This is a genomic window from Aquabacterium lacunae, from assembly GCF_004310865.1.
In the GTDB taxonomy this organism is placed as follows: Bacteria; Pseudomonadota; Gammaproteobacteria; order Burkholderiales; family Burkholderiaceae_C; genus Aquabacterium; species Aquabacterium lacunae.
This window is the reverse complement of record NZ_SIXI01000001.1, coordinates 107,121-133,316: the sequence shown is the minus strand read 5'-3', so window position 1 is coordinate 133,316 and position 26,196 is coordinate 107,121. Positions and strand designations below refer to the sequence as shown.

Annotated in this window: 22 protein-coding genes; 12 read left to right on the top strand and 10 right to left on the bottom strand. The window is 65.7% G+C overall.

What is annotated here, in order from left to right:
• Window positions 1–26: 26 nt before the first annotated feature.
• The 3 genes from EYS42_RS00600 to EYS42_RS00590 all read right to left on the bottom strand — a co-directional run bounded on the left by EYS42_RS00600 (window position 27) and on the right by EYS42_RS00590 (window position 2,901).
• A complete protein-coding gene (locus EYS42_RS00600) occupies window positions 27–1,064 on the bottom strand; it encodes an RNA methyltransferase (RefSeq protein WP_130965939.1) in 1,038 nt (345 codons plus the stop codon).
• A 91-nt stretch (window positions 1,065–1,155) separates the two neighbouring features.
• Entirely contained in the window at window positions 1,156–2,490 is a 1,335-nt protein-coding gene (locus tag EYS42_RS00595; RefSeq protein WP_130965938.1) for a DUF3422 family protein, read from the bottom strand.
• Between the two features lie 90 nt (window positions 2,491–2,580).
• Entirely contained in the window at window positions 2,581–2,901 is a 321-nt protein-coding gene (locus tag EYS42_RS00590) for a metal-sensitive transcriptional regulator (RefSeq protein WP_130965937.1), read from the bottom strand.
• 223 nt (window positions 2,902–3,124) lie between these two features.
• Here EYS42_RS00590 and EYS42_RS00585 point away from each other — a divergent pair, with 223 nt between their 5' ends.
• Complete coding sequence (locus tag EYS42_RS00585) at window positions 3,125–4,198, top strand: helix-turn-helix domain-containing protein (protein ID WP_130965936.1); 1,074 nt, start codon at window positions 3,125–3,127, stop codon at window positions 4,196–4,198.
• Window positions 4,199–4,382: 184 nt separating this feature from the next.
• Here the strand turns inward: EYS42_RS00585 and EYS42_RS00580 are convergent, their stop codons facing one another.
• Window positions 4,383–7,508: a YncE family protein gene (locus tag EYS42_RS00580; protein ID WP_207301078.1), complete on the bottom strand. Its 3,126-nt coding sequence runs from the start codon at window positions 7,506–7,508 to the stop codon at window positions 4,383–4,385.
• Window positions 7,509–7,807: 299 nt separating this feature from the next.
• Here EYS42_RS00580 and EYS42_RS00575 point away from each other — a divergent pair, with 299 nt between their 5' ends.
• The 5 genes from EYS42_RS00575 (at window position 7,808) to EYS42_RS00555 (ending at window position 12,528) form a co-directional block, all read left to right on the top strand.
• On the top strand, window positions 7,808–8,827 hold the full coding sequence (locus EYS42_RS00575; protein WP_130965935.1) for a sulfate ABC transporter substrate-binding protein: 1,020 nt from the start codon (window positions 7,808–7,810) through the stop codon (window positions 8,825–8,827).
• A 13-nt stretch (window positions 8,828–8,840) separates the two neighbouring features.
• On the top strand, window positions 8,841–9,683 hold the full coding sequence (gene cysT / locus EYS42_RS00570) for a sulfate ABC transporter permease subunit CysT (protein ID WP_130965934.1): 843 nt from the start codon (window positions 8,841–8,843) through the stop codon (window positions 9,681–9,683).
• A 26-nt stretch (window positions 9,684–9,709) separates the two neighbouring features.
• Complete coding sequence (gene cysW / locus EYS42_RS00565) at window positions 9,710–10,588, top strand: sulfate ABC transporter permease subunit CysW (protein ID WP_130965933.1); 879 nt, start codon at window positions 9,710–9,712, stop codon at window positions 10,586–10,588.
• A 32-nt stretch (window positions 10,589–10,620) separates the two neighbouring features.
• Window positions 10,621–11,667: a sulfate/molybdate ABC transporter ATP-binding protein gene (locus tag EYS42_RS00560; protein ID WP_130965932.1), complete on the top strand. Its 1,047-nt coding sequence runs from the start codon at window positions 10,621–10,623 to the stop codon at window positions 11,665–11,667.
• A gap of 135 nt (window positions 11,668–11,802) precedes the next feature.
• Window positions 11,803–12,528, top strand: a complete 726-nt coding sequence (locus EYS42_RS00555) for a TetR/AcrR family transcriptional regulator (protein WP_130965931.1) — start codon at window positions 11,803–11,805, stop codon at window positions 12,526–12,528.
• A gap of 2 nt (window positions 12,529–12,530) precedes the next feature.
• Here EYS42_RS00555 and EYS42_RS00550 read toward each other — a convergent pair whose 3' ends face one another.
• A complete protein-coding gene (locus tag EYS42_RS00550; protein WP_130965930.1) occupies window positions 12,531–13,475 on the bottom strand; it encodes a CysB family HTH-type transcriptional regulator in 945 nt (314 codons plus the stop codon).
• 162 nt (window positions 13,476–13,637) lie between these two features.
• Here EYS42_RS00550 and EYS42_RS00545 point away from each other — a divergent pair, with 162 nt between their 5' ends.
• The 5 genes from EYS42_RS00545 to EYS42_RS00525 are packed head-to-tail and all read left to right on the top strand — an operon-like array spanning window position 13,638 to window position 21,291.
• On the top strand, window positions 13,638–14,624 hold the full coding sequence (locus EYS42_RS00545) for an LD-carboxypeptidase (protein ID WP_425358856.1): 987 nt from the start codon (window positions 13,638–13,640) through the stop codon (window positions 14,622–14,624).
• A 46-nt stretch (window positions 14,625–14,670) separates the two neighbouring features.
• Window positions 14,671–16,908: an ABC transporter substrate-binding protein gene (locus EYS42_RS00540; protein WP_130965928.1), complete on the top strand. Its 2,238-nt coding sequence runs from the start codon at window positions 14,671–14,673 to the stop codon at window positions 16,906–16,908.
• Window positions 16,909–16,935: 27 nt separating this feature from the next.
• Entirely contained in the window at window positions 16,936–17,919 is a 984-nt protein-coding gene (locus EYS42_RS00535) for an ABC transporter permease (RefSeq protein ID WP_130965927.1), read from the top strand.
• A 5-nt stretch (window positions 17,920–17,924) separates the two neighbouring features.
• Window positions 17,925–19,400, top strand: a complete 1,476-nt coding sequence (locus tag EYS42_RS00530) for an ABC transporter permease (protein ID WP_425358849.1) — start codon at window positions 17,925–17,927, stop codon at window positions 19,398–19,400.
• Window positions 19,393–21,291, top strand: a complete 1,899-nt coding sequence (locus EYS42_RS00525; protein ID WP_130965925.1) for an ABC transporter ATP-binding protein — start codon at window positions 19,393–19,395, stop codon at window positions 21,289–21,291. The genes EYS42_RS00530 and EYS42_RS00525 overlap by 8 nt, the downstream gene beginning before the upstream one ends.
• An 11-nt stretch (window positions 21,292–21,302) precedes the next feature.
• On the opposite strand, the gene EYS42_RS00520 is transcribed toward EYS42_RS00525, so the two are convergent.
• The 3 genes from EYS42_RS00520 to EYS42_RS00510 all read right to left on the bottom strand — a co-directional run bounded on the left by EYS42_RS00520 (window position 21,303) and on the right by EYS42_RS00510 (window position 23,466).
• The gene (locus EYS42_RS00520; protein ID WP_130965924.1) at window positions 21,303–21,569 is read right to left on the bottom strand and encodes a DUF4404 family protein; all 267 of its coding nucleotides are present in this window, start codon (window positions 21,567–21,569) and stop codon (window positions 21,303–21,305) included.
• Between the two features lie 150 nt (window positions 21,570–21,719).
• Window positions 21,720–22,499 carry a glutathione S-transferase family protein gene (locus tag EYS42_RS00515; protein WP_165456589.1) on the bottom strand — a complete coding sequence of 260 codons (780 nt, stop codon included), beginning with the start codon at window positions 22,497–22,499 and terminating at the stop codon, window positions 21,720–21,722.
• A 58-nt stretch (window positions 22,500–22,557) separates the two neighbouring features.
• Complete coding sequence (locus EYS42_RS00510) at window positions 22,558–23,466, bottom strand: glutathione S-transferase family protein (protein WP_165456588.1); 909 nt, start codon at window positions 23,464–23,466, stop codon at window positions 22,558–22,560.
• Window positions 23,467–23,573: 107 nt separating this feature from the next.
• On the opposite strand from EYS42_RS00510, the gene EYS42_RS00505 reads away from it, so the two are divergent.
• Window positions 23,574–24,551, top strand: coding sequence for a GlxA family transcriptional regulator (locus tag EYS42_RS00505; RefSeq protein WP_130965921.1), 978 nt, complete (start codon window positions 23,574–23,576; stop codon window positions 24,549–24,551).
• Between the two features lie 26 nt (window positions 24,552–24,577).
• Here EYS42_RS00505 and infA read toward each other — a convergent pair whose 3' ends face one another.
• Both infA and fabI read right to left on the bottom strand, forming a co-directional pair.
• Complete coding sequence (infA, locus tag EYS42_RS00500) at window positions 24,578–24,832, bottom strand: translation initiation factor IF-1 (RefSeq protein WP_130965920.1); 255 nt, start codon at window positions 24,830–24,832, stop codon at window positions 24,578–24,580.
• Window positions 24,833–25,142: 310 nt separating this feature from the next.
• Window positions 25,143–25,928, bottom strand: coding sequence for an enoyl-ACP reductase FabI (gene fabI, locus EYS42_RS00495; protein WP_130965919.1), 786 nt, complete (start codon window positions 25,926–25,928; stop codon window positions 25,143–25,145).
• Between the last annotated feature and the right edge of the window lie 268 nt (window positions 25,929–26,196).

The following is a 26,196-nucleotide window of genomic DNA, read 5'->3' as shown; positions in this document are numbered from 1 at the left end:
GTGTCATCCAACAAGCCCCCAGCCTATCACCGGGCCGAAGCCCTCGTCACCCGCACCACCTTTTCGCCTTCCAGCGTGCGCGCGCGCAACTGGCCGCAGCCGCCATCAACCTCTTGCCCCGCCGACTGGCGCAGCTTGGTCAGCACGCCGCGACGGTGCAGCCAGCGGGCGATCTCGGCGGCACGCTCCCAGGTCGGGCGCTGGTAGGGCAGGGCGTCGACCGTGTTGTACGGGATCATGTTCATCAGTGCGTACTTGCCCTTGAGCAGCCGCACGATGCCTTCCAGCTCTTCTTCGCTGTCGTTCAGGCCTTCGATCAGGGTCCACTGGTACTGGATGGGGTAGCCCGTCTGGCGTGCATAGGCCTCGCCGCGCTCGACCAGTTCCTCCGGGCTGATGCGGGGCGCCCGGGGCAGCAGTTCGGCGCGGCGCTCGGCCAGGGTGCTGTGCAGCGACAGCGCCAGGGCGGGCTTGACGCGACCCAATGGCAGCTGCTCGAAGGCGCGCTCGTCGCCCACGGTCGAGAACACCAGGTTCTTGTGCCCGATGTTGCCCTGCGTGCCCAGCAGGTCGATGGCTTCGAGCACGTTGTCCAGGTTGTGCGAGGGCTCGCCCATGCCCATGAACACGACCTTCTTGACCGGCCGGCGGGTGCGCGCGAAGGCCACCTGCGCCACGATCTCGGCGCTGCTGACCTGGCGCAGCAAGCCAGCCTGACCGGTCATGCAGAACACGCAGCCCACCGCGCAACCCACCTGGCTCGACACGCACACGCCGTCACGCGGCAGCAGCACGCTTTCCACGGTCTGACCGTCGCGCAGGGCCAGCAGCAGGCGCTCGGAGCCATCGTCGGCCGGGTGCACCGAGCGCAGGCTCACCAGGCCAGCCAGCGCCTCGCTGATTCGCGGCAGGGCCTCGTACAGGGGCCTGGGCAGGAAGTCGACCGGCTTGCGCTTGGTGGCGTCCTGCGGCTTGGCCTGCACCCAGTGGCGCAGCACGCGGTCTTCGTGGGCAGGGTTGGCGCCCAACTGGCGAAGCTGGTCGCGAAGTTCGGCGATGCGCATGGTGAAAGCGGCGTGCGGTGCTCAGGCAGAAAGCGCGCAGTGTAATGGCCGACGGTTCTGCCTGAGGTTCTGCCGGGGCGGGCGCCGGGGCTCAGGCCGCCGACTGATGCTGCGCCAGGTGCTTGTGAATGCGGCGGGTGAACATCCACACGCCCAGCAGCACCAGGGGAGTGACCGCCCCGGCCGCCAGTTCAGGGTGCACGGGCAGGCCCATGGCCTTCAAGGCCTTGGCGCCATACAGCAGCAGGCTGATCATGTAGTACGAGATGCCCGCGATCGACAGGCCTTCCACGGTGCTCTGCAGGGTGAGCTGCAGGTCCTGGCCTTGGGTGAGTTTGGCCAGCAGCTGCTGGTTTTGTGTTTCGGTGGTGATGTCGACCCGGGTGCGCAGCAGGGCACTGGCCCGCTCGATGCGCTGTGACAGCGAACTCAGGCGCTGCGAGGTGGCTGCCACTGTGGCAATGGCCGGCGACAGGCGGCGCTGCATGAACTCGCCCAAGGTCTGGGTGCCGGGCACGGCCTTTTCGCGCAGCTCGATGATGCGCTGGCGCACGATGGCGTCATAGGCTTGTGTGGCCGAGAAGCGGTACATGTGCTGGGCCGTGGCCTTCTCCACACGGGCTGCCACATGCACCAGGCGGTCGAGCAGGTCGCCCTCGGACACCAGCTTGGCCTCCAGCTGCGCCGTCACTTCGGCCAGGTCGCGCTCGGACTCGGCCAGCAGGGCGCCCAGTTGCTTGGCCACGGGCAAGCCCCTCAGCGCCATCAGGCGGTAGGTCTCCAGTTCCAGCAGACGCTGCGAGATCCGGCCGGCCCGGGTTTCGCTGGTGTGTTCCGGCGCCAGCACCAGCATGCGCTCGAAGCCATCGGGCTTGAGCCGGAAGTTGGTCACGGCCAGCGAGTGCCCATGTCCCAGCAGCGAGGCCACCACATTGCGGCCCCCCATCCAGCGCTGGGCCTGGGCCAGGGCTTCGGTGGTGTCCTGGAGGTCGTGGTGCACCATGGCCAGCAGCACGCCAGCCACCGTGCGGCCCGGGATGCCCGCGAGCCACTCGGCAGGCACTTTCAGGCCACGCAGCAGGTCGGGCTCGGCGGCGCCAAGGCCCATGCCCTCGGGCAAGGGCTGCACCAGCACATAGCGGGTGAACTCACTGTGGCGCTCCCACTTCAGCGTGCAGCCCTCCAGACGCAGGCGCACGAAGTTGTCCTTGAGGTCGTCAGGGCGAAGGGCCGATTGCCCTGGCAGTTGCTGCAGGTGGGCGCACTCATCAGCGCGGCTCACACCATCGTTCATCACGGCGATGAACACCACCAGCGCCGGCAGACGGATGCGGGCCGAGGGCCGGGCATGCACTTCGTTGTGCAGCACCTCGCGCAGGTCGTCGTCAGGGGGCAGGGCGAAGCGGGGCGGGAGAGAGGCAGACACGAGGCAGGCGGGGCAAATGCTGAGTGCACATCATGCCGCAACCGTGTGGCGTCGCATTGTCACGTTTTGATGCGGTGTCGCCTCGGGGTGTCAGCGCACCCTGCCCAGCAGGGTTTCCATCTCGTCGAGTATGCGGTCGATGGCTTCGGGGGGCGCGGCCATGGAGTCGTCGCGCATGCGCTCGTGCAAGTGGCATCGTGTCATGCGCAGCTGGGTGCTTTCCAGTGCGCGGCGCACTGCCGCCAGCTGGGTGACGATGGCCAGACAGTCTGCGCCTTCTTCCACCATGCGCTGCAAGCCTCGCAATTGCCCTTCCGCACGTTTGAGTCGATTGAGGATCTGTTGGCGTGCAGGGTTCTGAGGTGCGTCGGCCGCGGCTGGTTTTCGGGCCTTTTCGAGCGGTGGTGGCATGGCTGAGTGAGGGCGTGGTGTGAGGCCGAGGCTGCCAGAAACAGGCGAGGCAGTTTCTGAGCTGGCTCAAAGAAGACGCCCCCGTGACCGAGCAGACATGCCCACTTTGTTCAGCTTCGCGTCAGGAAACTGTGGCATTTGTCCGATTTCCGCCATCAGCGTTTTGCCTGAGGCGGGGTGGGTGGGGGGCATTTAACATCGCGAGTACCTTGAAAACGCCACCATGTCGACGCCTGTTCGCCCCTCACTTGCCTCCCGCGGTCTGAGCGGTGTCCTGGCTGTGCCCACAGTGCCGCTGGGCCACGCACGGTTGCTGATGCACGTGTGTCAACAGCGTGGGGTGGAGCCCGAGCGCTTGCTGGCCTTGGCGGGTCTGTCGCCCCAACTGGTGGACCGTGAGCAGGGAGAGGTGTATGCCACCGAATACGCGGCGCTCACCCACGCAGCCTTGCAGCTCACGCGTGACCCATGCCTGGGCCTCGAGATGGGCCTGAACATGCCCACCACCATGCACGGGGCCTTGGGGCAAGCCTTGCTCACGGCCGGCAGCCTGGCCGATGCGCTGGAGCTGGCGGTCACCTACTGGGGCCTGATGGGCCGCTTCATGGACCTGCAGATGCGCCAGACCGAGGCCGAAGCGGTCATCACGGTGCGCGAGCGCGTACCCCTTGGGCCTCTGCAGCGCTTTGCGTTCGACAGCATGATGGCGGGATGGGTTCATTCAGCCCGACAGCTGATCGGTGGGCAGCAACGGCGTTCTGGCACGGTGCTTTGCTTCACGGCGCCCTACCTGCCAGCTTTCGAACGTTATGCACCGCGCTTGCCGGCGGCACGATTCGGGTGTTCGGCCAACCAGATCATCATTCAACTGCGCGATCTGGATCACTCTCTGCCGCTCGGGCACCCTGAGGCCGCCCGGCAGGCCCGCGCTGCCTGCGATGCCGAACAAGACCGATTGGCCGATCGGCGCGCCGACTTCATCCAGCAGGTGGGTGACGCCCTGGCCTTGTCTTCCGAGGGTTACCCCACCATGGCCGAAGTGGCTCGGCGTCTTTCGATCACACCGCGCACCCTGGCGCGCCACCTGGAGCGCCACGGCCTGACCTTCCGTCAGGTGCTGGATCAGCATCGATTCCAGGAAGCGTGCAACCTGCTCAAGACCACACTGTTGCCCGTCGACGAGGTGGCTGCCCGCCTGGGCTACAACGACCCGGCGAACTTCACGCGCGCCTTCCGCCGCTGGGCTGGCTGTGCGCCGTCCATCTACCGCCAGCAGCAGCGAGAGATGCTGCGCTGAACCCCGGGTGTGACCTGGCTGTTGCCAGGCAGGCCGGTGCTCCTCGATTCCTGATTCTCGTTTTGAGCGCCGTGGGCGCTCTTTTTTTGCCTGGCGGGTGCTGCGCCTCGCATGTTCCGAACGCCCAAGAAAAAGGCCGGTGCATGGCACCGGCCTTGTCGGAGGGACGAGTGGGCCCCTGGGGTCAGACGGCCCCGTCGGGCTTGCCGTCGGCGTTGCGGTCGATGCCCATGCGGGTGCCGTTGCCGGGAGGCGCGCAGGTGAAGGTCAGGGGCGCGTTGGCCGAGCGAGCCTGTGACAGCAGCGAGGTCAGGCTGCTGCTGTCGCCGCGGTCGGACACGAAGCTGTCGCTGCCGCGGGCATGCACCCAGCCACGTGCGGCCCCACCGATCACGCCCTTGACCACGAGTTCGCATTCGGGGCGCGGCGTGGTCACCTTGGCGCGCGACACCAGCAGGTTCAGCCGATCGGTCACGTCTGCCTGGGTGGCATTCGTGGGGGTCACGGTGATTTGCTGGCCCACGACGGGGTCGAGGTTCGACGGGAAGGCCAGCACGAACTCCTGCAGCTTGGCGCGGGTGTCGGCGCTCACCTGGGCGTTGAACACCAGGGCATTGAGGAACTCGTTGACGCTGCCCAGGCCGCCATCGACCGAGTAGCCGTAGCCGCGCACCTGCTCACCCAGGTAGGGTGCCGGCGGGGTGTTGCGCGTGCTGTTGCGCGCGAAGCTGCCCACCTTCTGGTACATGTTGCGCAGTTGCGGGATCTTGAAGTCTTCCGCAATGGTCGGGCCTTCGAACGACATGGTGCCGTCGGTGCCGTACTGGTTCTTGGCCGGGTCGAGCGCATGGCAACCGTTGCAGGTGGTCAGCGTGTCGGCGTTCTTGTTCATGTAGAAGTCGAAGCCGGCCTGCTGGGCAGCGGTGTACGTGTTGTCCAGGTTCTTCACCGGGTTGGGCGGCATCCACAGCTTCAGGGCGAAGCGGGCGAACGAGGTCATCTCGGCGTCCGACAGTTGCCCATCGCGGCCCAGCAGGCTGACGAAGGCGCCATTGAAGTCCTTGAACGCACGCTCTTCCAGGCTGGCACCGCTGGAAGCACCCATCTTGTCACCACGCCAGTGCAGCGGGCCGTTGCCGGCCATGCCACGCAGGGTCTGGGTGTTCATGGGCCCCTTCATCGGGTGGAAGTTGGTGGTGGTGCGCAGGATCGCGGGCACGTTCCGGTTGTACGGGTTGGTGTTGCGCGTTTCCTCTTCGTCCGGGTTGCCCAGGTCCCACGACAGGTGGTCCATGTCACCGAAGATGTGGCAGCCCGCACACGACATGTCACCGCGGCTCGACGAGAAGGTCGAGTCGTACAGGAACTTGCGGCCGTTGACCACGTCGGCCGGTTCCGGGTTGGGCATCTTCACGTGGGCCACTTCGCGGAACTGCGCCGTGTCGACCACCGACACGCCGTTGTCGTTGCGGGTGGTGACGTAGGCGCGGCCGCGGTTGGCGTCCAGCACCACGCCGGTGGGCAGGCCACCGGTCAGCTGCAGCTGGTCACCCGTGTTGGGCGTGAAGGTGTTGGCCTCCAGGGCGGCGGTGTTGTAGCGCACCAGTTCGTTGGTGCCCATCGAGGCCATGTACAGGGTCTTGCCGTCGGGCGTGATCGCCATTTCCAGCGGGGTCGACACCGCAGCGGCTTTCTCGGCCGCTGTGCCCAGGCCACTGCCGTAGCTGGTGATGTGCTTGTTCAGCTGGCGAGGCTGGGCATCGGCGCCATCGACCACCGTGATGCGTGCATCGACAAAGCGGCCGTTGACCGTGGTGCTGGTCTTGCCCGAGCCTTCAAAGCGCACCACGTTGCGCGCCTCCTGGTTGCTCACGTACACCTTGCCGTTGACCGGGTTGACGGTCATGTTGAACAAGGTGGTGCCCACATAGCGGGCGGTCTTGTCCTTGACGACCACCGGCACGCTGCCGCTGGTGTCAATGGTGAACACGTCGTAGTCGGGCAGGTCCAGCTTGATGTTGGCGTTCCAGGTCTTGGGGGCGATGCCGCGAGCCGGGTCGCCGCCGTCTTCCCAGTTGCCGGTGGCCGGATTCTTCTGCACGATCAGGCCGGTGGCCGGTTGCTTGACGCCCGACACATTGGCCGTGGGGCCGGTCTTGGCCAGTTCGCCACCAGGGCCACCTTGCGCAATGGTGGTGCGGTTGCCCGAGTTGAACACCGCCGCGTACACCTTGCTGCCATCGGCGCTGCGGGCCAGGGCGCGCAGGGTGTCACCGAACATGTTCAGCACGGTGCTGGGCTTGCCGCCCGCCACCGTGCCAGGGTTGGCCGCATCGAACACCCACACGTCGGCCCGGCCAACGCCGGGTGTGGCGAACTGCGGGTCGAGCTTGGCGTTCTGGCCGCGGTGGGCGGCGGTGATGAAGGCCCACTTGTTGCCCGGGCCACCGAACACGATGTCGCGGGGCTCGTCGCCCACGTACAGCGTGTTGACGACCTTGCCGGGCGAGGTGCTGACGTCGATCACGCTCACGCTGTCAGACAGATGGTTGACCACCCACAACTGGCCGTTGGGCGCAAAGGCCATGGCCACAGGCTCCAGGCCCACGGCGATCGAATCCTTGAGCACCGGGGTGGCGCCGGTCACGTCATAGACCTCCACGCGGGCGTCGGGCGTGTTGGCCACGTACAGGCGCGTGCCATCGGCCGAGAGGGCCATGGGGCGCACATGGCCCGATTCGAAGGTCACGTACTCGCCCATGGCCGGGGCCTGGCCCGTGGTGCCGCCGGTGCCACCACCTGTGCCGCCGCCCGAGGTGGGTGTGCCGGTCACGGTCACGTTGTTGACCGTGTAGGTTTCCTTGCTGCTGATGCCGATGATGCGAAAGCGCAGCACCACGCTGCTGTTGGCCGCGGCTGCCGGCAGGTTGAAGCTGGCGCGGCTGCTGGTGGTGTTGGAGGTGGCTTCCAGGCGGGTGAAGGTGGTGCCGCCATTGGTCGAGTACTCGAACACGCCCGAGTCACCGACGTTGGTGTACAGGCCGGCGGTCACGCGGTCGTACGACACGGCGATGTTGCTGTAACCCGCCGTGCTGATGGCTTTCGAACGCACGGCACCGTCGGCTGAAAAGGCAGCGGCCGTCAGCACCGCACCGGTGCTGCCAGTCTTGACCGGGCCCGTGGCGGTGAAGCTGCCCAGGCCGGTGTTGAAGCTCTGCTGGAAGATGGCGCTTTGGGCGCTGGCACCGGTCACGGTCATCCAGCACGCCAAGGCGACCAGCGGCACAGCCGCTCGAAGTCTCGGGGTCATTGCATGTCTCCTCGGTTCAAAAAATGAGATCGCGCGCGAAGTGTTCTTCACGCTTTTTCACGTTCTGTCCCAAGTATGGAAAGTGCGTGTTCAAGTGGCGAGGTGCGTTCTGGACAGCGGTCTGTCATTTGCCGACAACTCAGGGTTATCTGCAGTGCTTGCATGACAGATGAGCCGAGGGTTAACGCCAGACGCGGTGTACATGCGCCTCCCGCATGAGCACAGGCGAGATGCTTCGTTCACGGCGCACGGCGGGCTTCCTACGATGAGCCCATCTTCCTTCTGTACCTCATCCGATCATGAACCTGCATCCGATCGCTCGCCGTCAACTGTTCACGCTGATCTCTTCCGTGCTGCTTCTGGCGCCTGTGGCCGCCCACGCCAGAGACATCACCTTGCTCAATGTGTCCTATGACCCAACCCGTGAGCTCTACCAGGACTTCAACAAGGCCTTTGCCCAGCACTGGAAGGGCAAGACGGGTGACAACGTGACGATCCGCACCTCACATGGGGGCTCGGGCAAGCAGGCCCGTTCGGTGATCGATGGCCTGGAAGCCGATGTGGTGACCCTGGCGCTGGCCTACGACATCGACGAGATCGGCCACAAGGCCGGGCTGCTGCCGGCCGACTGGCAGAAGCGCTTGCCGAACAACGCGTCACCGTACACCTCGACCATCGTGTTCCTGGTGCGCAAGGGCAATCCCAAGGGCATCAAAGACTGGCCTGATCTGGTACGTGCCGGTGTGCAGGTGATCACGCCGAACCCCAAGACTTCCGGCGGTGCGCGGTGGAACTACCTGGCGGCCTGGGGTTATGAGCTCAAACGAAGTGGCTCGCCTGTCAAAGCCAAGGAGTTCGTCGGCAAGCTTCTGGCCAATGTGCCGGTGCTCGATTCCGGGGCCCGCGGGGCCACCACCACATTTGTCGAGCGCGGCATCGGCGATGTGCTGCTGGCCTGGGAAAACGAAGCCTTGCTGGCGGTCAAGGAACTGGGCCCGGACAAGTTCGACATCGTGGCGCCTTCGGTCAGCATCGTGGCCGAACCGCCGGTGTCGGTGGTCGACAAAGTGGTGGACAAGCGCGGCACGCGTGATGTGGCGCAGGCTTATCTGCAGTATCTGTACTCACCCGTTGGGCAAGACATTGCAGCGCAGAACCACTACCGTCCCAGCGACCCTCAGGTGGCTGCCAGGCATGCGGCACAGTTCCCCAAGCTGAGCCTGTTCAGGCTCAATGACGTGTTCGGGAGCTGGGCGCAGGCGCAGAAAACGCACTTTGCAGACGGGGGCGTGTTCGACCAGATCTACACCCGCCGTTGACCTGAAGGTGCCCATGATTTTCTCTCGCACCCTGCTGCGGCAGCACACCGTGCTGCCCGGCTTCGATCTGGCCTTGGGCCTGACGCTGCTGTACCTGTCCCTGATCGTGCTCATTCCCTTGAGCGCCACGCTCATGAAAACAGCCACCATGACCTGGCCCGCCTTTGTGGACACGGTCACTTCTCCGCGCGTGGTGGCGTCCTACAAGCTGACCTTCGGCTCGTCCTTGCTGGCCGCTGCGGTCAACGCAGTGTTCGGTCTCCTGGTGGCCTGGGTGCTCGTGCGCTATGACTTTTTCGGTCGTCGTGTGGTCGATGCCCTGGTCGATCTGCCTTTTGCCTTGCCCACCGCGGTGGCTGGCATCACGCTCACGGGTCTGTATGCCGGCAACGGCTGGTACGGCCAGTTTCTGGAGCCTCTGGGCCTGAAGGTGGCATTCGCGCCACCGGGTGTCTTCGTTGCCATGACCTTCATCGGTCTGCCCTTTGTGGTGCGCACGGTGCAGCCGGTGCTCGAAGACCTGGCCAGTGAACTCGAAGAAGCCTCCGCCACCCTGGGTGCCAGCCGCTGGCAGACCTTCTGGAAGGTGATCTTGCCCATCGTCACGCCCGCTTTGCTGACAGGCTTCGCGCTGGCCTTCGCCCGTGCACTGGGTGAATACGGTTCGATCATCTTCATCGCCGGCAACATGCCCATGATCTCCGAGATCACGCCTTTGCTGATCATCACCAAGCTGGAGCAATACGACTACGCAGGTGCCACCGCCATTGCCGTGGTGATGCTGGTGATGTCATTCGTTTTGTTGCTGGCCATCAACGCCTTGCAGGCCTGGACGCGCAAGCGCCAGGGCAAGTGAACCCTTTTTGACTGTGCGATGACACCATGAGTGCTTCCGGCATTGCCCCCCCCAACCAAAGCCAGGCCACGCAAGAGCCGGCCTGGGTGCGTTACACGCTGATCGGCGTGGCCCTGACTTTCCTTTCGCTGTTTTTGTTCGTGCCTCTGTTGACGGTGTTCATCGAGGCTTTCAAGAAGGGCTGGGACGTGTACCTGGCTGCGGTGACCGAGCCTGATGCGTTGTCAGCGGTCATCCTCACGTTGACAGCGGCCGCCATTGCGGTACCCCTGAATCTGGTGTTCGGCGTGGCTGCAGCGTGGGCCATTGCCAAGTTCGACTTCCGTGGCAAGAGCGTCCTGCTCACGTTGATCGACCTGCCGTTTTCTGTCTCCCCCGTGATCGCAGGCCTGATCTATGTGCTGGTGTTCGGCCTGCAGGGCTGGTTCGGCGAATGGCTGCGCGACCACGACCTGAAGGTGATCTTTGCGGTGCCCGGCATTGTGCTGGCCACCATCTTCGTGACCTTTCCTTTCGTGGCCCGCGAGTTGATCCCGCTGATGCAGGCTCAGGGCACCGAGCAGGAGGAGGCCGCTCGCGTGCTGGGCGCGTCGGGCTGGCAGGTGTTCTTCAAGGTCACGCTGCCCAATGTCAAGTGGGCCCTGTTGTACGGTGTGATCCTCTGCAACGCTCGCGCCATGGGTGAGTTTGGCGCCGTGTCGGTGGTGTCCGGGCACATCCGCGGGCAGACCAACACTCTGCCGCTGCACATCGAGATCCTGTACAACGAGTACCAGTTTGCGGCGTCCTTTGCCGTGGCCTCGCTGCTGGCCAGCCTGGCCCTGGTCACCCTGGTCCTGAAATACATCGTCGAGCGCCGCGTGCAGCAACAACTGGCCCAGGCCTCTGCTGCGACATCGGCATGAACCCCGTCTGAAGTCTGTTTGAGATCAGAACCATGAGCATTGAAGTCAGAAACCTCGTCAAACGCTTCGGCCAGACCACCGTCTGTGACCACCTCAACCTCGACATTCCCTCGGGGGAGCTGGTGGCCTTGCTGGGCCCCTCCGGTTCGGGCAAAACCAGTTTGCTGCGCATCATTGCAGGGCTGGAGCAGCCCGACAGTGGCACCGTGCTGTTCAACGGCGAAGACACCACCCATGTGGCTGTGCGCGAGCGCAACGTGGGCTTCGTGTTCCAGCATTACGCACTGTTCGGGCACATGACCATCTTCGAGAACGTGGCCTTTGGCTTGCGCGTGCGACCCAAAGAGACGCGCCCCTCCGAGGCCGAGATCAAGGCCAAGGTGACCGAGCTGCTCAAGCTGGTGCAGCTGGACTGGATTGCAGACCGCTACCCCCACCAGCTCTCCGGGGGGCAGCGTCAGCGGATCGCCCTGGCCCGCGCCCTGGCGGTCGAGCCCAAGGTGTTGCTGCTCGACGAACCTTTTGGCGCCCTCGACGCCAAGGTGCGCAAGGAGCTGCGTCGCTGGCTGCGCCGCCTGCATGACGAGATGCACATCACCAGCGTGTTCGTGACCCATGACCAGGAAGAAGCCATGGAAGTGGCCGACCGCATCGTGGTGATGAACCAGGGGCGCATCGAGCAGGAGGGTACGCCCGACGAGGTTTACGACCATCCGGCCACGCCTTTCGTTTTGCAGTTTCTGGGCGATGTGAACCTTTTCCACGGCCGTGACCACGCGCCGGGCTCGGTGGGTTCAGGCGGTGATGCGGCTGTCAGTTATGTGCGGCCGCACGAGATCCAGGTGCTCGCGCATGGCGAAGCGGGCAGCTTGCCCGTGCAGCTGGTGCAGGTGCTCACCGTTGGGCCCAACACGCGCCTGGAATTCAAGCGCACCGATGGCCAGGGTGAAATCGACGTCGAGTTGCCACGCGCCGAATACGCCGCCCTGCGGGACAGTGGCGTTCTGGCGCACGGTGCACAGGTGCACCTCAAACCCCGACGCGTCCGCAGTTTCGCGGCTGGCAGCAACCCGGCTTGACGCTGGGTGGTGCGCTTCGCGCACCTTTCATGGCGAGGGTGGTATTTTCAGCACCCATCGACCAAGGGGGGCACTGGGTAAGCCCGGTGTCCGACTTTCTCAGTCTCGGCGGGGGCGCCTGCTAGACTGAATTTCATGACTTTTTCACGTTCCGATCGGTTGTTGGATCCGAACTCCCTGCGTGTGCCGGATCTGGGCATCAAGCGAGCGCCTGAGCAGAAGCGGTCGCAGGAGACCTATGAGCGCATCTTGCGCGTGACCGCGCAGGTACTCGCCGACGAAGGGGTGGAGCGGCTGTCCACCAACCTGGTGTGCCAGAAAGCCGGGCTTGCGCCCACGGCGCTCTACCGCTATTTCCCCAACAAGTACGCCTTGTTGCATGAACTGGGCATTCGCCTGATGAACGCTCAGAACGTGCTGGTGGAGGAATGCTTGCCCCCTGAAGCCTTCACGCAACCTGCGCAGCACTTGCAGCCGGCCATGGTCAAGTTGTTCATGGCCACCTTCGATGTGACCCGGAAGATGCCCGGCGGGGTGTGGATCATGCGCGCTTTGCGCGCCGTGCCCACGTTGCAGTCGGTGCGCATCGATTCGCATGCCACCGTCACGCGGGAGGTGCACCAGGCGCTCATGCACCTCTACCCCGACGCGCAGTCGGAGGCAGTGCGCACCATGGTGCGCATGTCGACCGAACTGGTTTACGCCATGATCGAAATGCTGTTCGACGACAGCAGCCTGCAGGCACAGGAGGTGGCAGAAAGCACCGCCTGGATCGTCCACGACATGTACGACCGCGTGGGTCTGATCCGGCCGGAGGGAGCGCCGGGTGCGGCGGCCAGCCTGGCGGCGCTGCCAGCCTGAGGTCAGATGTCGAAGTGGTCGCCCGGGTCCGAATTGGCAGCCATTTCGACCACTTTGCGGGTCAGCGGTGGCGCGAAGGTTTCGATGAACGCGTACACATAGCTGCGCAGGAAGGCGCCACGGCGGAAGGCCAGACGGGTCATGTTCACCTCGAACAGGTGGCCGGCGTCGAGCGCGCGCAGGTGGCGGTCTCGGTCTTCGTCGTAAGCGATCGACGCCACGATGCCCACACCCATTCCCAGTTCCACATAGGTCTTGATCACGTCGGCGTCCATGGCGCTGAGCACGATGGACGGCGCCAGACCTTCGCGCGCGAACGCTTCGTCGATGTGCGAGCGACCGGTGTAGCCGGTTTCATAGGTGATCAGCGGGAAGCGTGCCAGGCGCTGCAGGGTCAGCGGTTCACCGTCGAGCAGCGGGTGGTCGGACGGCACCACCACCGAGTGGGTCCAGCGGTAGCAGGGCAGGGTGACCAGCTGGTCGTACTGCGCCAGGGCCTCGGTGGCAATGCCCACATCGGCTTCGCCCTTGAGCAGCATGTCGGCCACCTGCCGTGGCGAGCCCTGGTGCAGGCTCAGCGTGACCTGGGGGTACAACTGCCGGAAGTCGCGCACGGCCGAAGGCAGCGCGTACCGGGCTTGCGAGTGGGTGGCAGCGATCGACAGGGGGCCCGCGCCATGTTCCGAGAAATCCTTGGCTGCATTGCGCAGGTTGTCGGCGTCGGCCAGCAACCGTTCGATGATGGGCAATACCTGCACTCCGGGCTCGGTCATGCCGGTCAGCCGTTTGCCGGCCCGCACAAACAGTTCGATGCCCAGTTCGTCTTCCAGCTCTCTGATCTGGCGGCTCACCCCGGGTTGTGAGGTGTGGAGGGCGTTGGCCACCTCGGTCAGGTTGAAGCCGCGGCGCACGGCCTCTCGCACAGAGCGCAATTGCTGGAAGTTCATGGCAGGTCTCTTTATGTTATTGCTGCATTTTGAATGCGACTCTTTATTTGATAAACAAATTTATTGAGATGAGCTTCTGAGGAAATCGCGTGAGGGCAGTGGTCAAACGGACCGAGGTGGGGCACTGCATCGGCCAGAATCACGCCCATGCCCGCCAAGAACATGCCACACACACCCGACGCTCTCTCCATCGCGCCGAGCGATCATCCGACCATGCCCAGCCTGCTGATTCACAGCCCTGCGGGGGTGGTGTTGAAGGCTGCCCCGGTCCGGCGGGCGGCCAGGCGCCTGAAGGCCCTGGGTTTTGCCGATGTCGCCATTGACGAATCGGCCCTGGCCAAGCACCAGCGTTTTGCCGGTGACGACGACACCCGCCTGGCCGCTCTGCATCGCGTTGCGCAGCTGGCGCCTGGTGTGGCCCTGGCCACCCGGGGAGGCTACGGCCTGAGCCGCCTGCTCGACCGCATCGACTGGCCCGTGATGGCCCGCAGCGTCGAGCAGGGCACCGCCTGGGTGGGCTACAGCGACGTGACGGCGCTGCATCTGGGCGCGCTGGCGCACAAGGCCGCAGGCCCCGACAAGGTGGGCGAGGGTGTGCGTGCCGGCTTCTGGGCTGGCCCCATGGCCTGTGACGATTTCGGCCGAGACGACAGCCCCGAAGGCGGTGACGATGTCACCCAGGAGATCTTCGTGGAGGCCATGACCGGCCTGCTGGAAGCCGTGGGCTTTCGCACCGAAGCGGCTTTCGATGGTCTGGAAGTTCAGGGCCGCCTGTGGGGTGGCAACCTGGCCGTGGTGCAGGCCCTGCTGGGCACGCCGCATTTCCCCAAGGTCAAGGGCGGCATCCTGTACCTGGAAGATGTCAACGAGCACCCCTACCGCATCGAACGCACCTTGCTGCAGTTGCATCAGGCCGGCGTGCTGGCTCAGCAGAAGGCTGTCGTGCTGGGCGCCTTCACGGCTTACAAGAAATCACCACTGGACCGTGGGTACACCCTGAAAGCCGCCATCGAGCACCTGCGCTCGGTGTGCCCTGTGCCCATCCTGACTGGCCTGCCGTTCGGGCACGTGCCCACCAAGGTGTGCCTGCCCGTGGGCCGCCGCGCCCAGCTGGTGGTGCAAGGACGCGACGCCTTGGTCCTCTGGTGAGCAAGGGCTTGCAGAAGTCGGCCTGCTTCGCCCCCACAATCAGGGCATGCACGCCACGCTTCCTCGCCTCCTTCTGCTGGCCCTGGTGTCAGTGGCCAGCCTGCTGCTGAGCGCCTGCAACAACAGCCCCTACCCGGACGGCGCCGCCGCCGAGAACACGCTGTACACGGCCTTCAACAGTCGTTCGCCGCGTTACCTCGACCCGACCTCGTCGTACAGCAGCAATGAAACGCCGTACACCTACCAGGTGTACGAGCCGCTGTATGGCTACCACTACCTCAAGCGCCCCTACACCCTGGTGCCCAAAACGGCCCAGGCCGTGGTGCAGCCGCAGTACGTGGACAAGGCCGGGCGCCCGCTGCCGCCTGACGCGCCGGCCGATCAGATCGCCGAAAGCCATTACGTGCTGCAGCTCAAGCCGGGCATCCGGTATGCCCCGCACCCGGCGTTTGCGCGCAATGACCTGGGGCAGTACCTCTACCACGCCATGAAGCCGGGTGAGCTGGGAGAGCGCCGCTCACCCTGGCAGTTCGAGCACACCGGCACGCGCGAACTGGTGGCCGACGACTACGTGTACGCCATCAAGCGCCAGGCCACCACCCGCACGGCCGCCCCGGTGTTCGGCCTGTTTGCCGAATACGTGGTGGGCCTGGCCGACTATGGCAAGCTCGTTCGGGCCGAAGACAAGAAGCTGCGCGAGGGCCTGCCGCCTACCGTGCGCGACAAGCCCTTCCTCGATTTCCGCCGCTGGCCCTTGGCAGGGGCGCAGGCCGAAGGCAAATACACCCTGAAGCTGCGCATCAAGGGCAAGTACCCGCAGTGGTCGTACTGGATGGCCATGACCTTCCTGGCCCCGGTGCCCTGGGAGGCCGATGCCTTCTATGCCCAACCCGGCATGGCCGCCAACGGGCTGTCGCTCAACACCTGGCCGGTCGGCACGGGCCCCTACATGATGACCGAGTACGTTCAGGACCGCCGTCATGTGCTCAGTCGCAACCCGAACTACCGTGGCGAGCCTTACCCCTGTGAAGGCATGCCGCAGGACAAGGCCGAAGGTCGTCTCGCCGATTGCGGCAAGCCCACACCGTTCATAGACCAGCTGGTGTTCAACATCGAGAAGGAAGCCGTGCCGCAGGACGCCAAGTTCCGCCAGGGCTACCTCGATGTGCCCGAGTTCGACCAGATGAGCTACGGCAATGCCTACCGCATCCAGATGGAAGACTCGGCCCGCGTGAACGCCGAGTTCACCCGCAAGGGCATCCTGCTGCCCCGCACGGTCGATCTGTCCAGCAGCTACATGGGCTTCAACTGGCTGGACCCGGTGGTTGGCAAGGGCGACACGCCCGAGCAGCGGGTGCGCAACCGCAAGCTGCGCCAGGCCTTGTCCATTGCCATCGACTGGGACGAGTTCAACCGCATCTTCCCCAAGGCCGCGGGTGAAGTCGCTCAGGGCCCTCTGCCGGGCGGCGTGTTCGGCTCGCGCCACGGCACCAAAGAAGGCTTGAACCCCACCACGCACCGCTGGGTCGATGGCCGCGCCCAGCGCCGACCCATCGACGATGCCCAACGCCTGCTGGCCGAGGCGGGCTACCCCAATGGGCGTGATGCCCGCAGCGGCAAGCCCCTGGTGCTGAACTACGACGTGGGCAGCCCGGCCACGCCCGAATCGAAGGCCAACCTCGACTGGATGACCAAGCAGTTCGCCAAGCTGGGCATCCAGCTTGAGATTCGGGCCACCGACTACAACCAGTTCCAGGACAAGGTGCGGCGCGGCAAGCACCAGATCTTCACCTGGGGCTGGCTGGCCGACTACCCCGATGCCGAGAACTTCCTGTTCCTGCTGTACGGCCCCGGGGCCAAGTCGGTGCACGACGGCGAAAACGCGGCCAACTACCAGAACGCCGAATACGACCGCCTGTACAGCCAGTTGCGCTTCATGGGCGATGGCCCCGAGAAGCAGGCCGTGATCGACCGCATGGTGGCCATCCTGCAGGAAGACGCACCCTGGTCCTGGGGCTACTTCCCGTATGCCTCGGGGGCCTACCACCGCTGGGTGCACAACGGCAAGCCCAGCATCATGGTGCGTGACCAGGCCCAGTATTACCGCCTCGACACCGCCGACCGCGTGCGCAGCCTGGCCGATTGGAACCGCCCCGTGTACTGGCCGCTGGCCGTGCTGGCCGTGGTGCTGCTGGCCATGGCCTGGGGCGCCCGCAAGGTGTTCCGCGGCCGCGAGCAGCACACCGCCCGAGACCAGGCCCGCCAGCGGGGCCTGGCCGACTGACGCGCACCGCCGAAGGGTTCACACACCATGTTTGCCTACATCCTGCGGCGCCTGGGCTACGGATTCCTGATCCTGCTGGGCGTCAACCTCATCACCTTCGTGCTGTTCTTCGCCGTGAACACGCCCGACGACATGGCCCGCCTGAACATTGGCGGCAAACGCGTCACGCCCGAGCAGATCGAGAAGTGGAAGGTCGAGCGGGGCTACGACAAGCCTCTGCTTTACAACGCCGAGGCGCCGGGCACCGACAAGCTCACCGACACCGTCTTCTGGGACCGCTCGGTCTCGCTGTTCGCCTTCGATTTCGGTCGGGCCGACAATGACAGCGGGGGCGACATCGGTCACCAGGTCAAGCGCCGCATGGGCATCAGCCTGCAGCTGACGGTGCCCATCTTCCTGCTGGGGCTGCTGGCCAGCGTCACGCTGGCGCTGTGGCTGGTCATGTTCAGAGGCACCCCCATGGACTTCTGGGGCGTGGTGGTGTGCGTGGTCATGATGTCGATCAGCAGCCTGTTCTACATCATCGTGGGGCAGTTCCTGTTCTCGCGGCAGGCGCACCTGGCGCCCATCTCGGGTTATGCGCCGGGCTTCGATGCCCTGCGTTTTCTGGTGCTGCCCGTCGGCCTGATGCTGGTGGCCAGCCTGGCCGGGCAGGCGCGCTTTTACCGCACCCTGTTCCTGGAAGAAGCCGGCAAGGACTACGTGCGCACGGCCCGTGCCAAAGGCCTGAGTGAATCGGTGGTACTCGGCCGGCATGTGCTGCGCAACGCCATGCTGCCCATCATCACCAGCGCGGGCGGCACGCTGCCGTATCTGTTCATGGGCGGCCTGATCACCGAAAGCTTCTTCGGCATCCCGGGGCTGGGGGCCTACATGATCGAGGCCATCGGCAGCCAGGATTTCGCCATCGTGCGCACCATGGTCTTCCTGGGCTCGGTGCTCTACATCCTGTCGAACATCCTGATCGACGTGGCCTACACCTGGGCCGACCCACGGGTGCGCCTGCAATGATCGCCATGAAACCTGTCATCTTGTGGACCGATGTGGTCATGTGGCTGATGCTGCTCAGCCTGGCCTGGTACGTGCGCCATGTGCGCCGTGACACCGCCTTGCGCGCCACCTGGGCCAAGGTGTTTGCCAGCCCGGCGGCCATGGCGTCCAGCGTGCTGCTGGTGGCCTTTCTGCTCATCACGCTGGTTGACAGCCTCCACTTCAGGCGGGCCTTGCCGCCCACGCCGGGCGACACGGGCGTGGCCTACGACACCCGGACCGAATCGCTGCTCGACGTGGCCCTCAAGCCTTTGATCGACAGCCGCGAAAAGAGCTACTCGGCGCCGCTGGCCACGCATGGTTTCGTGAAGGAGACCATCCCGCCCAAGGCTGGCGAGAAGCCCCGGTTGGACGCGCACGGCGTGCCCATGCTGCCCCCGCGCGAGTTCCCGCGGCTCAAGCATGGCGGTGCGCACCTGGCCGACCCGGCCGCGCAATGGGGTCCTGACGTGCTCAAGCGCCTGGCTGTGGGCGCCTTGCTCGGGGCCTTGCCGGCCGGCCTGATGGCCGCCTGGTTGCTGCGCCGCGCCCAGGCCCACCGACAGGCCCTGGCCACACTGCCTGAAGCGGCCGCACACCCGAACCCGCCTGCCTGGCGAGCGGCCGCGTGGACGGTGCTGGCCCTGGGCGTGCTGGTGGGCGCAGGCATCAGCCTGTCGGCCGGCTACCACGTGCTGGGCACCGACCGCACCGGCAATGACGTGCTTTACCAGGTGCTCAAGAGCATCCGCACCGCCTTCGTGATCGGCTCGCTGGCCACCGTGGCCACCCTGCCGCTGGCCCTGGTCTTCGGCATTGCCGCCGGCTACTTCAAGGGCTGGGTCGATGACGTGATCCAGTACGTCTACACCGCGCTGAGTTCGGTGCCCAACATCCTGCTGATCGCTGCCTGCGTGCTGATGATGCAGGTGTTCCTGGACAAGCACCCCGAGCTGTTCGAGACCGGGTTGGAGCGCGCCGACCTCAAGATCTTCATGCTGTGCGTGATCCTGGGCGTGACCGGCTGGGCCGGCCTGTGCCGTCTGCTGCGCGCCGAAACCCTGAAGCTGCGCGAGCTGGACTATGTGCAGGCGGCGCGTGCCTTCGGGGCAGGGCCGTGGCGCATCATGCGCCAGCACATCTTGCCCAATGTGATGCACTTGGTGCTCATCACCACCGTGCTCGAGTTCTCCAGCCTCATTCTCTACGAGGCGGTGCTGTCGTATGTGGGCGTGGGCGTTGACCCGTCCATGAACAGCTTTGGTGGCCTGATCAACCAGGCCCGGGGCGAGATGTCGCGCGACCCGGTGGTGTGGTGGTCGTTCGCGGCAGCTTTCGTGTTCATGGTGGCCATCGTCCTGGCCGCCAACCTGCTGGCCGATGCCGTGCGCGATGCCTTCGACCCCCGTGCCCGCGTGCACCGCACCTACCGTGTCCGTTCCAGCCGGAGGCAACATGCTTGAGCTTGACGATGTGCGAGTGGCGCTCGACGCCGATGCCGGGGTGGTGCGCGCCCTCGATGGCCTCAGCCTGACGCTTGCGCGGGGCGAAACCTATGCCCTGGTGGGCGAATCAGGTTGCGGCAAGAGCATGACGGCCCTGGCCCTGATGCGCCTGCTGCCCGACAACGGTGCCGTGGTGGCGGGGCGCGTCACCTTGCAGGCGCCCGGTGGCTCGGCCGAGTCGCTGCTCGACCTGCCCGAGTCCGGCATGCGCCGCGTGCGTGGCGGGCGGGTGGGCATCATCTTCCAGGAGCCGGCCACCAGCCTGAACCCGGTCATGCGGGTGGGCGACCAGATCGTCGAGGCCATCGAAACGCACACGGCACTGCGCGGCGAAGCCGCCCGTCGAAAAGCCATCGAATGGTTGCAGCGCGTGGGCATCCCCGAGCCTGAGCGCCGCATCGACAGCTACCCTTTTGAAATGAGCGGGGGGCAGAAGCAGCGCGTCATGATCGCCATGACCTTGGCGGCCGAGCCCGACTACCTCATTGCCGACGAACCCACCACCGCGCTGGACGTGACCATCCAGAAGCAGGTGCTCGATCTGTTGCGCGCGCTGCAGCAGGAGCGTCAGCTGGGCCTGCTGCTCATCACCCACGACCTGGGCGTGGTGGCCCACATGGCGCACCGCGTGGCCCTGATGTACGCCGGGCAGATCGTGGAAGAGGCCCCGGCCGACGCGTTCTTCGCCGCGCCGCGCCACCCCTACGCCAGCCTGCTGCTGCAGGCATTGCCCGATGCAGCCCGCAAAGGGCAGCCGCTGGTGGCCATCGGCGGTACGGTGCCGCCCTTGTGGCAGCGCTTTGACGGCTGTCGCTTTGCGCCTCGCTGTGCACAGGCCCAACCCGGGTGCCACCAGCAGGTGCCGCAGCTGCAGGGCAGCGGTCACAAGGTGCGTTGTTTCCACCCGCTCACGGCCGACACGGGCTTTCGGCTGGAAGGCCAGCCGGCCCAGCCTGTGCATCAGCTCGTGCATCAGCCCGTGCATCAGCCCGTGCATCAGCCCGTGGTGCGCGACCCCGCTTCGCCCGAGCGCACACCCGTGCTGCAGGTCGAAGCGCTGAGTGTCACCTTTTTGTCGGGTGGTGCCTGGTTCAGGCCGCCGCACCGCATGCAGGCCGTGCGCGACGTGGGCTTTGCCTTGCATGCGGGCGAGACCCTGGCCCTGGTGGGCGAGTCGGGCTGCGGCAAGACCACCACGGGCCGCGCCATCATGCAGTTGCTGCGAGGGCAGCCCCAGATCGAGGTGTCGGGCCAGGCCTGGTGGCACCATGCGGGCCAGCGGCAAGACCTGTTCAGCCTCCAGGGGCCTGCCTTGCACCGCGCCCGACAGGCCGTGCAGATGGTGTTTCAGGACCCGTTTGCGTCGCTCAACCCGCGCATGCGCGTGCAGGACATCCTCGAAGAGGGGCTGTGCATCCTGCGGCCCGAGTGGTCGTCCGAGCAGCGCCTGGCCCGCATTCGGCAACTGATGGACCAGGTCGGCCTGCGCGCCGACGCCTTGCCGCGTTTCCCGCACGAGTTTTCAGGCGGGCAGCGTCAGCGCCTGGCCATTGCGCGTGCGCTGGCCGTCGAGCCCTCGGTGCTGGTGTGCGACGAGCCCACTTCGGCTCTTGATGTGTCGGTGCAGGCGCAGATCCTGAACCTGCTGCGCGAGCTGCAGCAGCAACTGGGCCTGGCCATGGTGTTCATCACCCACAACATGGGCGTGGTCAGCTACCTGGCCGACCAGGTGGCCGTGATGAAGGGCGGCGTCATCGTCGAGCAGGGGCCTGCCGTTCAGGTGCTCGAATCACCCGCGCAGGCCTACACGCAGAGTCTGCTGGCGGCGGTGCCTCGGCCGCCGCGTTGAGCGCGGTGGGGTCAGATCCCCATCTTGCCCAGGCTGTCCATCATCTGGCGCATGCTGTGCACCAGCATCGGATGGTCAGCCTCCAGGCGGGCTTCAATGGCCAGTGCCGGGTCGTGCAGTGCATCTTCTGCATCCAGCGGCGTGACCCTGCGCAGCGCCGAGTGGATCGATTCTTCCAGGGCCGACAGCTGCCCTTGGAGGGAAGGATCGACGTCGGGCATCTGGTCGAGTTCGTGCTGGACGCGTCGCAGCAAGGCCTTGAGTTCGGTGGTGTGCATGGCAACTCCCCTCGGGAAGCGGTGGTGGAACACGGGAACTGCCAGACCATTGTGCGCGTGACGGCCTACCCTGCAAAGGGCCACCGATGAGAAACGTCTCGGGGTTTGACCCAGGGGCAGGCCACGCTCAGGCCCAAGATGTGAACTAGTTCAGGCCGCCTGGCGCATCAGGTTCACGCCACCCTGCATGGCACCTCGGCGATGCTGGTACATCGCACGCACCCAGGCCATGGCCGCGCTGTGGCGCCACGGCGCCGTGGCCTCCGTCATGGCCTCGCGGAATGCTGAGTCGCCATACACCGGGTGTTCAGTGGGGCAGGCGATCGGTGCCAGCAACGAGGCTGCCGTGATGTCGGCCACTGTGAGCTGTTCACCCACCAGGTAGGTGCGGCCATCGGTCAGTCGGCTCTCCAGCCAGGCCACCTCCTGCCCGATGCGTTGTTCGGCGCGACGCGCGGCGGCTTCGGTGATGTTGAGCTTGCGGCGAAAGCCCCAGCGGATTACCGGGTAGAAGGCCTTGATCACAGCCGCCTGAAGGGGCGAGGCGTGTTCCACCCACAGGCGCACGATGTGTTCGTCGGCCTTCCCGAAACTGCGTGCGTACAGCAGGCGAGCGACGTCTTTGCCGATGCGATTGAAGCGGTCTTCGATGGCGCGCACCTCGGCCACATGGGCGTTGGGAATCAGGTCGCTGAGCAACCCTTCTCGGTTCAGCCAGTCCAGGATGCGGGGGCTGTCCTGTACACGCTGGCCTCGACCTTCCAGCACGGGCAGGGTGGTCTGGCCGCGACGGCCCATGCGCAGGGCCGGCAGCATGTGGAACACCGGTGTCATCACCGATTCTTGGTAAGGCACGCCGGCGGTGTCCAGGGTCCAGCGAATCTTCTCGCTGTAGTGCGACATCGCGAAGGTGTAGAGAGTGAAGGGCATGGTGTTGCGCATGGCAAAGGTGCAAAAGCTGAGCGACGGTTGGAGCGCGGCTGCGGGGTCAGGCGGCGCACACGCGGTAGCCCAGGCGGGGCAGGTGCACATGCACCGTGCCGCAATGTTCGTGGTGGTGGCGCACGACAGTGCGTTCGGTGTTCAGGGTCATCAGTTCGCCCACCACGTCGGTGCCGTGACCCAGCAGTTCCGGCGTGATGCGCACCTGTTGCCCAAGCCGAAGGCCGCAGGCCGCCAGGCTGTCTGCCGAGCTGTCGGGGAGCGCGCGTGGCTCGCTGGTCTTGGCCTCCTCCAGGGCCTCTGCCGCCGTCATGGGCGTGCTGGTGCCATGGCCGAAGGCCTTCATCAGATGCATCCAGGTGGTCAGGCGCGGGTAGGCGCTGAAGTCGAAGCGCCCATTGGCCGCAAACCACAGGGTGGCGTACAGCGTGAAGTCACCGCAAGCGGGGTGCGGGCCATTGAAGAAGGGGCGGTCGGCCAGAGCATGTTCCAGCCACGTCATCTGGGCGTGCAGTTCCTGGGTGGCCAGCGGCACGGCAGCCTTGAGGGCCGTGCGGTCCAGCGGGGCCCCGCGCAATGCGGCGCGGTCGGCCAGGAGTTCATCGGGCAGGAAATCGGCCAGGCTGCCGAAAGTGAAGGCCACCACGCGGCCGAACAGGTGCTGGTCCACCCAGCTCTCCAGCACGTTGCCGAGGTTGCCTGGGAGCACGGCCAGAGAGGGCAGGGGTGTCAGGGCTTCGATTTCGTGTGCGATCAGCCGGGTGTCGCAGACCACGTCTGCGCCCAGTTGCAGCACGGGCACCTTGCGGTAGCCACCCGTCAGAGCGGCCAGATCCGGCTTGGGAGCCACGCGCGGCACCGTCACCGAGCACCAGTGCATCTGCTTGTGGCCGAGCAGGGTGCGGATCTTCTCGGCGTAGGGCGATTCTTTGTAGTGGTGAAAAATGATGCGCATGGGGCAGGGTGGTCGACCGATGAAGCCAGGGCAACAGCGCCCACCTTGCATTCTTGGGAAGTGGCCCGGACAATGCCATTGTCGCAAATGACAAAAATGATGCTGAAATGGACAAGTGCGCCCCCCTGGTCTCTGCGCACCGCGTGGCGGTGCTGATCTGTCCCCAGCACAGCCTGGCCAGCGTGGCTCTGGTGGTCGATGTGTTCCGCATGGCCAACCATGCGGGGCAGCCGCATCGCTTCGAGGTGTGCCGTGTCAGCGAAGACGGGCGGGCGGTGCAGCATGCCGACGGGCAGCTGGCCGTCGATGGCGGCCCTGCATGCCTGGCCGGTGCCGACCTGGTGGTGGTTCCGTCCTTGTGGGACCAGGGACCACAGGCGGTGAAGGCATCTCCCCAACTGGTGGCGGCGCTGGCGGCCCTGCCGGCACGCACACGCTTGGCGTCGCTGTGCTCAGGGGCCTACTTGCTGGCAGCTGCTGGGCGCCTTGACGGGCGGCGGGCCACAACGCACTGGGCGCTGGCCGACGGGCTGGCGCGGCGCTACCCACAGGTGCAAGTTGATCCGCAGGCCAATCTGGTGATCGACGGTGAGGTGATCTGCTCAGGCGGCTCCCTGGCGGCCATCGATGGCTGTCTGGCGGCCCTGGAAGCCCTGGCTGGGCGAGCTGTCGTGCAGGCTGTGTCTCGTTTGCTGGTGACCGATGTCAGCCGTGGACCGCAGTCGCGCTTCACTCCGCCAGGCGCAGGGCGCAGGCACCAGGATGACGTGGTGGCGCAGGTGCAGCGTCTGATCGAGGCACGTCATGCAGAAACTTTGAGTCTGCATGCCTTGGCCGACAGCGCGCACCTCACGGTGCGGACGCTGCAGCGGCGCTTTCAGGCGGCACTGAACATGACGCCCATGGCGTATCAACAGGCCGTGCGGCTGGACACTGCCATGGATTTGCTGGCGCAAGGGCGCCTGTCGGTGGAGGCCGTGGCCTCGGAGGTGGGGTACACCGACCGGGTGGCGTTCGGTCGGCTGTTCAAGCGCCACACAGGGCTCACGCCCGCGGCGTGGCGGCAGCGGGAAAGCGCTCAGTGAGCGGCCTCCACACCGGGCACGCTGGCTCAGCGGCGGCGGTTTTCGCCCACCGGGCCGCGTGTTTCGATGTGGCGGAACGTGATGCGGCCCTTGTTCAGGTCGTAGGGCGACAGCTCGAGGCTGACCTTGTCGCCGGCCAGGATGCGGATGTGGTGCTTTTTCATCTTGCCGGAGGTGTAAGCCACCAGCTGGTGCCCGTTGTCCAGCGTGACGCGAAAACGCGAATCGGGCAGCACTTCGTTGACCACCCCTTGCATCTCGATCAGTTCTTCTTTGGCCATCTGAGAAACCTTGCATCCTTGCCGGCCCTTTGGCCAGCGAACCTTTACAGCCCTGCCAGCCCATCGGAGGGGCTGTCACCACAAGACAAACAAACAAAACAAGCACCCGACTTGCCAGCCGGCGTTCCAGCCGGACCACAAGCACAGGCATCACGTGCGCTGCCTCGCGTGGCCGCACGCCTCAGGCCACAGGGGTGTCCTGTGGCGTCCTGGGGGCGTGCGTTGCGGGCAAGGTGCACGCGCAGCCCACTATTCTAACGCGCGCGCGCCCGGGCTGTCTGCCCCTGGCGCCACGGGGTGTTCCTGGGGTTCAGGCCTCGTCGAGGCCACCCATCACCTTGTTGAAGCCGCCGTCCACATAGGTGATTTCAGCGCTCACGCCTGCGGCCAGGTCGGACAGCATGAAAGCGGCCACGTTGCCCACGTCTTCGATGGTGACGTTGCGGCGCAGCGGGGCGTTTTCTTCCACCACGCTCAGGATCTTGCCGAAACCCTTGATGCCCGAAGCGGCCAGTGTCTTGATCGGCCCGGCCGAAATGCCGTTGACGCGGATGCCCTTGGGGCCCAGGCTGGCGGCGGTGTAGCGCACGCTGGCTTCGAGCGAGGCCTTGGCCAGGCCCATGGTGTTGTAAGCCGGCACGATGCGCTCGGCGCCCAGGTACGACAGCGTCAGCAGGGCCGAGCGCTCGCGCAGGTAGGGCAGGGCGGCTTTGGCCATGGCCGGGAAGCTGTAGGCCGAGATGTCATGGGCGATGCGGAACGATTCGCGCGACAGGCCTTCCAAGAAATCTCCGGCAATCGCTTCACGCGGCGCAAAACCGATGGAGTGCACGAAGCCGTCGAACTGCGGCCAGGCCTTGCTCAGGTCGGCGAACATGGCGTCGATCTGTTCGTCACTGCCCACGTCGCAGTCGAAGATCAATTCGGAATTGAACTCCTTCGCAAACTCGGTGATGCGGTCCTTGAAGCGCTCGCCCACGTAGCTGAAGGCCAGTTCGGCACCCTCGCGGTGGCACGCCTTGGCGATGCCGTAGGCGATGGAACGGTTGGACAGCAGTCCGGTGATCAGCAGGCGCTTGCCAGCGAGAAAGCCCATGGGGTCTCCAGTGCAACAAAACAGGGTCAACAGGGATGGGCCTGAACACGGCGGCAGATCGTGCGCCGGCAAGGCCCGGTGCCGGGCTGTCGTGGGCGCCGGCAGGGCGGGATTCTGGCATGAGCACGCCCTGATGCATCAAATTGTCTGCACGGCGCTTGCCGGGGCGCGTTCCTCAGGGTAAAATGCTGCGTTGGTTCGAAGAGCTGTTCATAGCGGCGCCTCGGCGCAGTCCTGAACGAAGGGGTGCGTTCCTTGATGGCCTGCA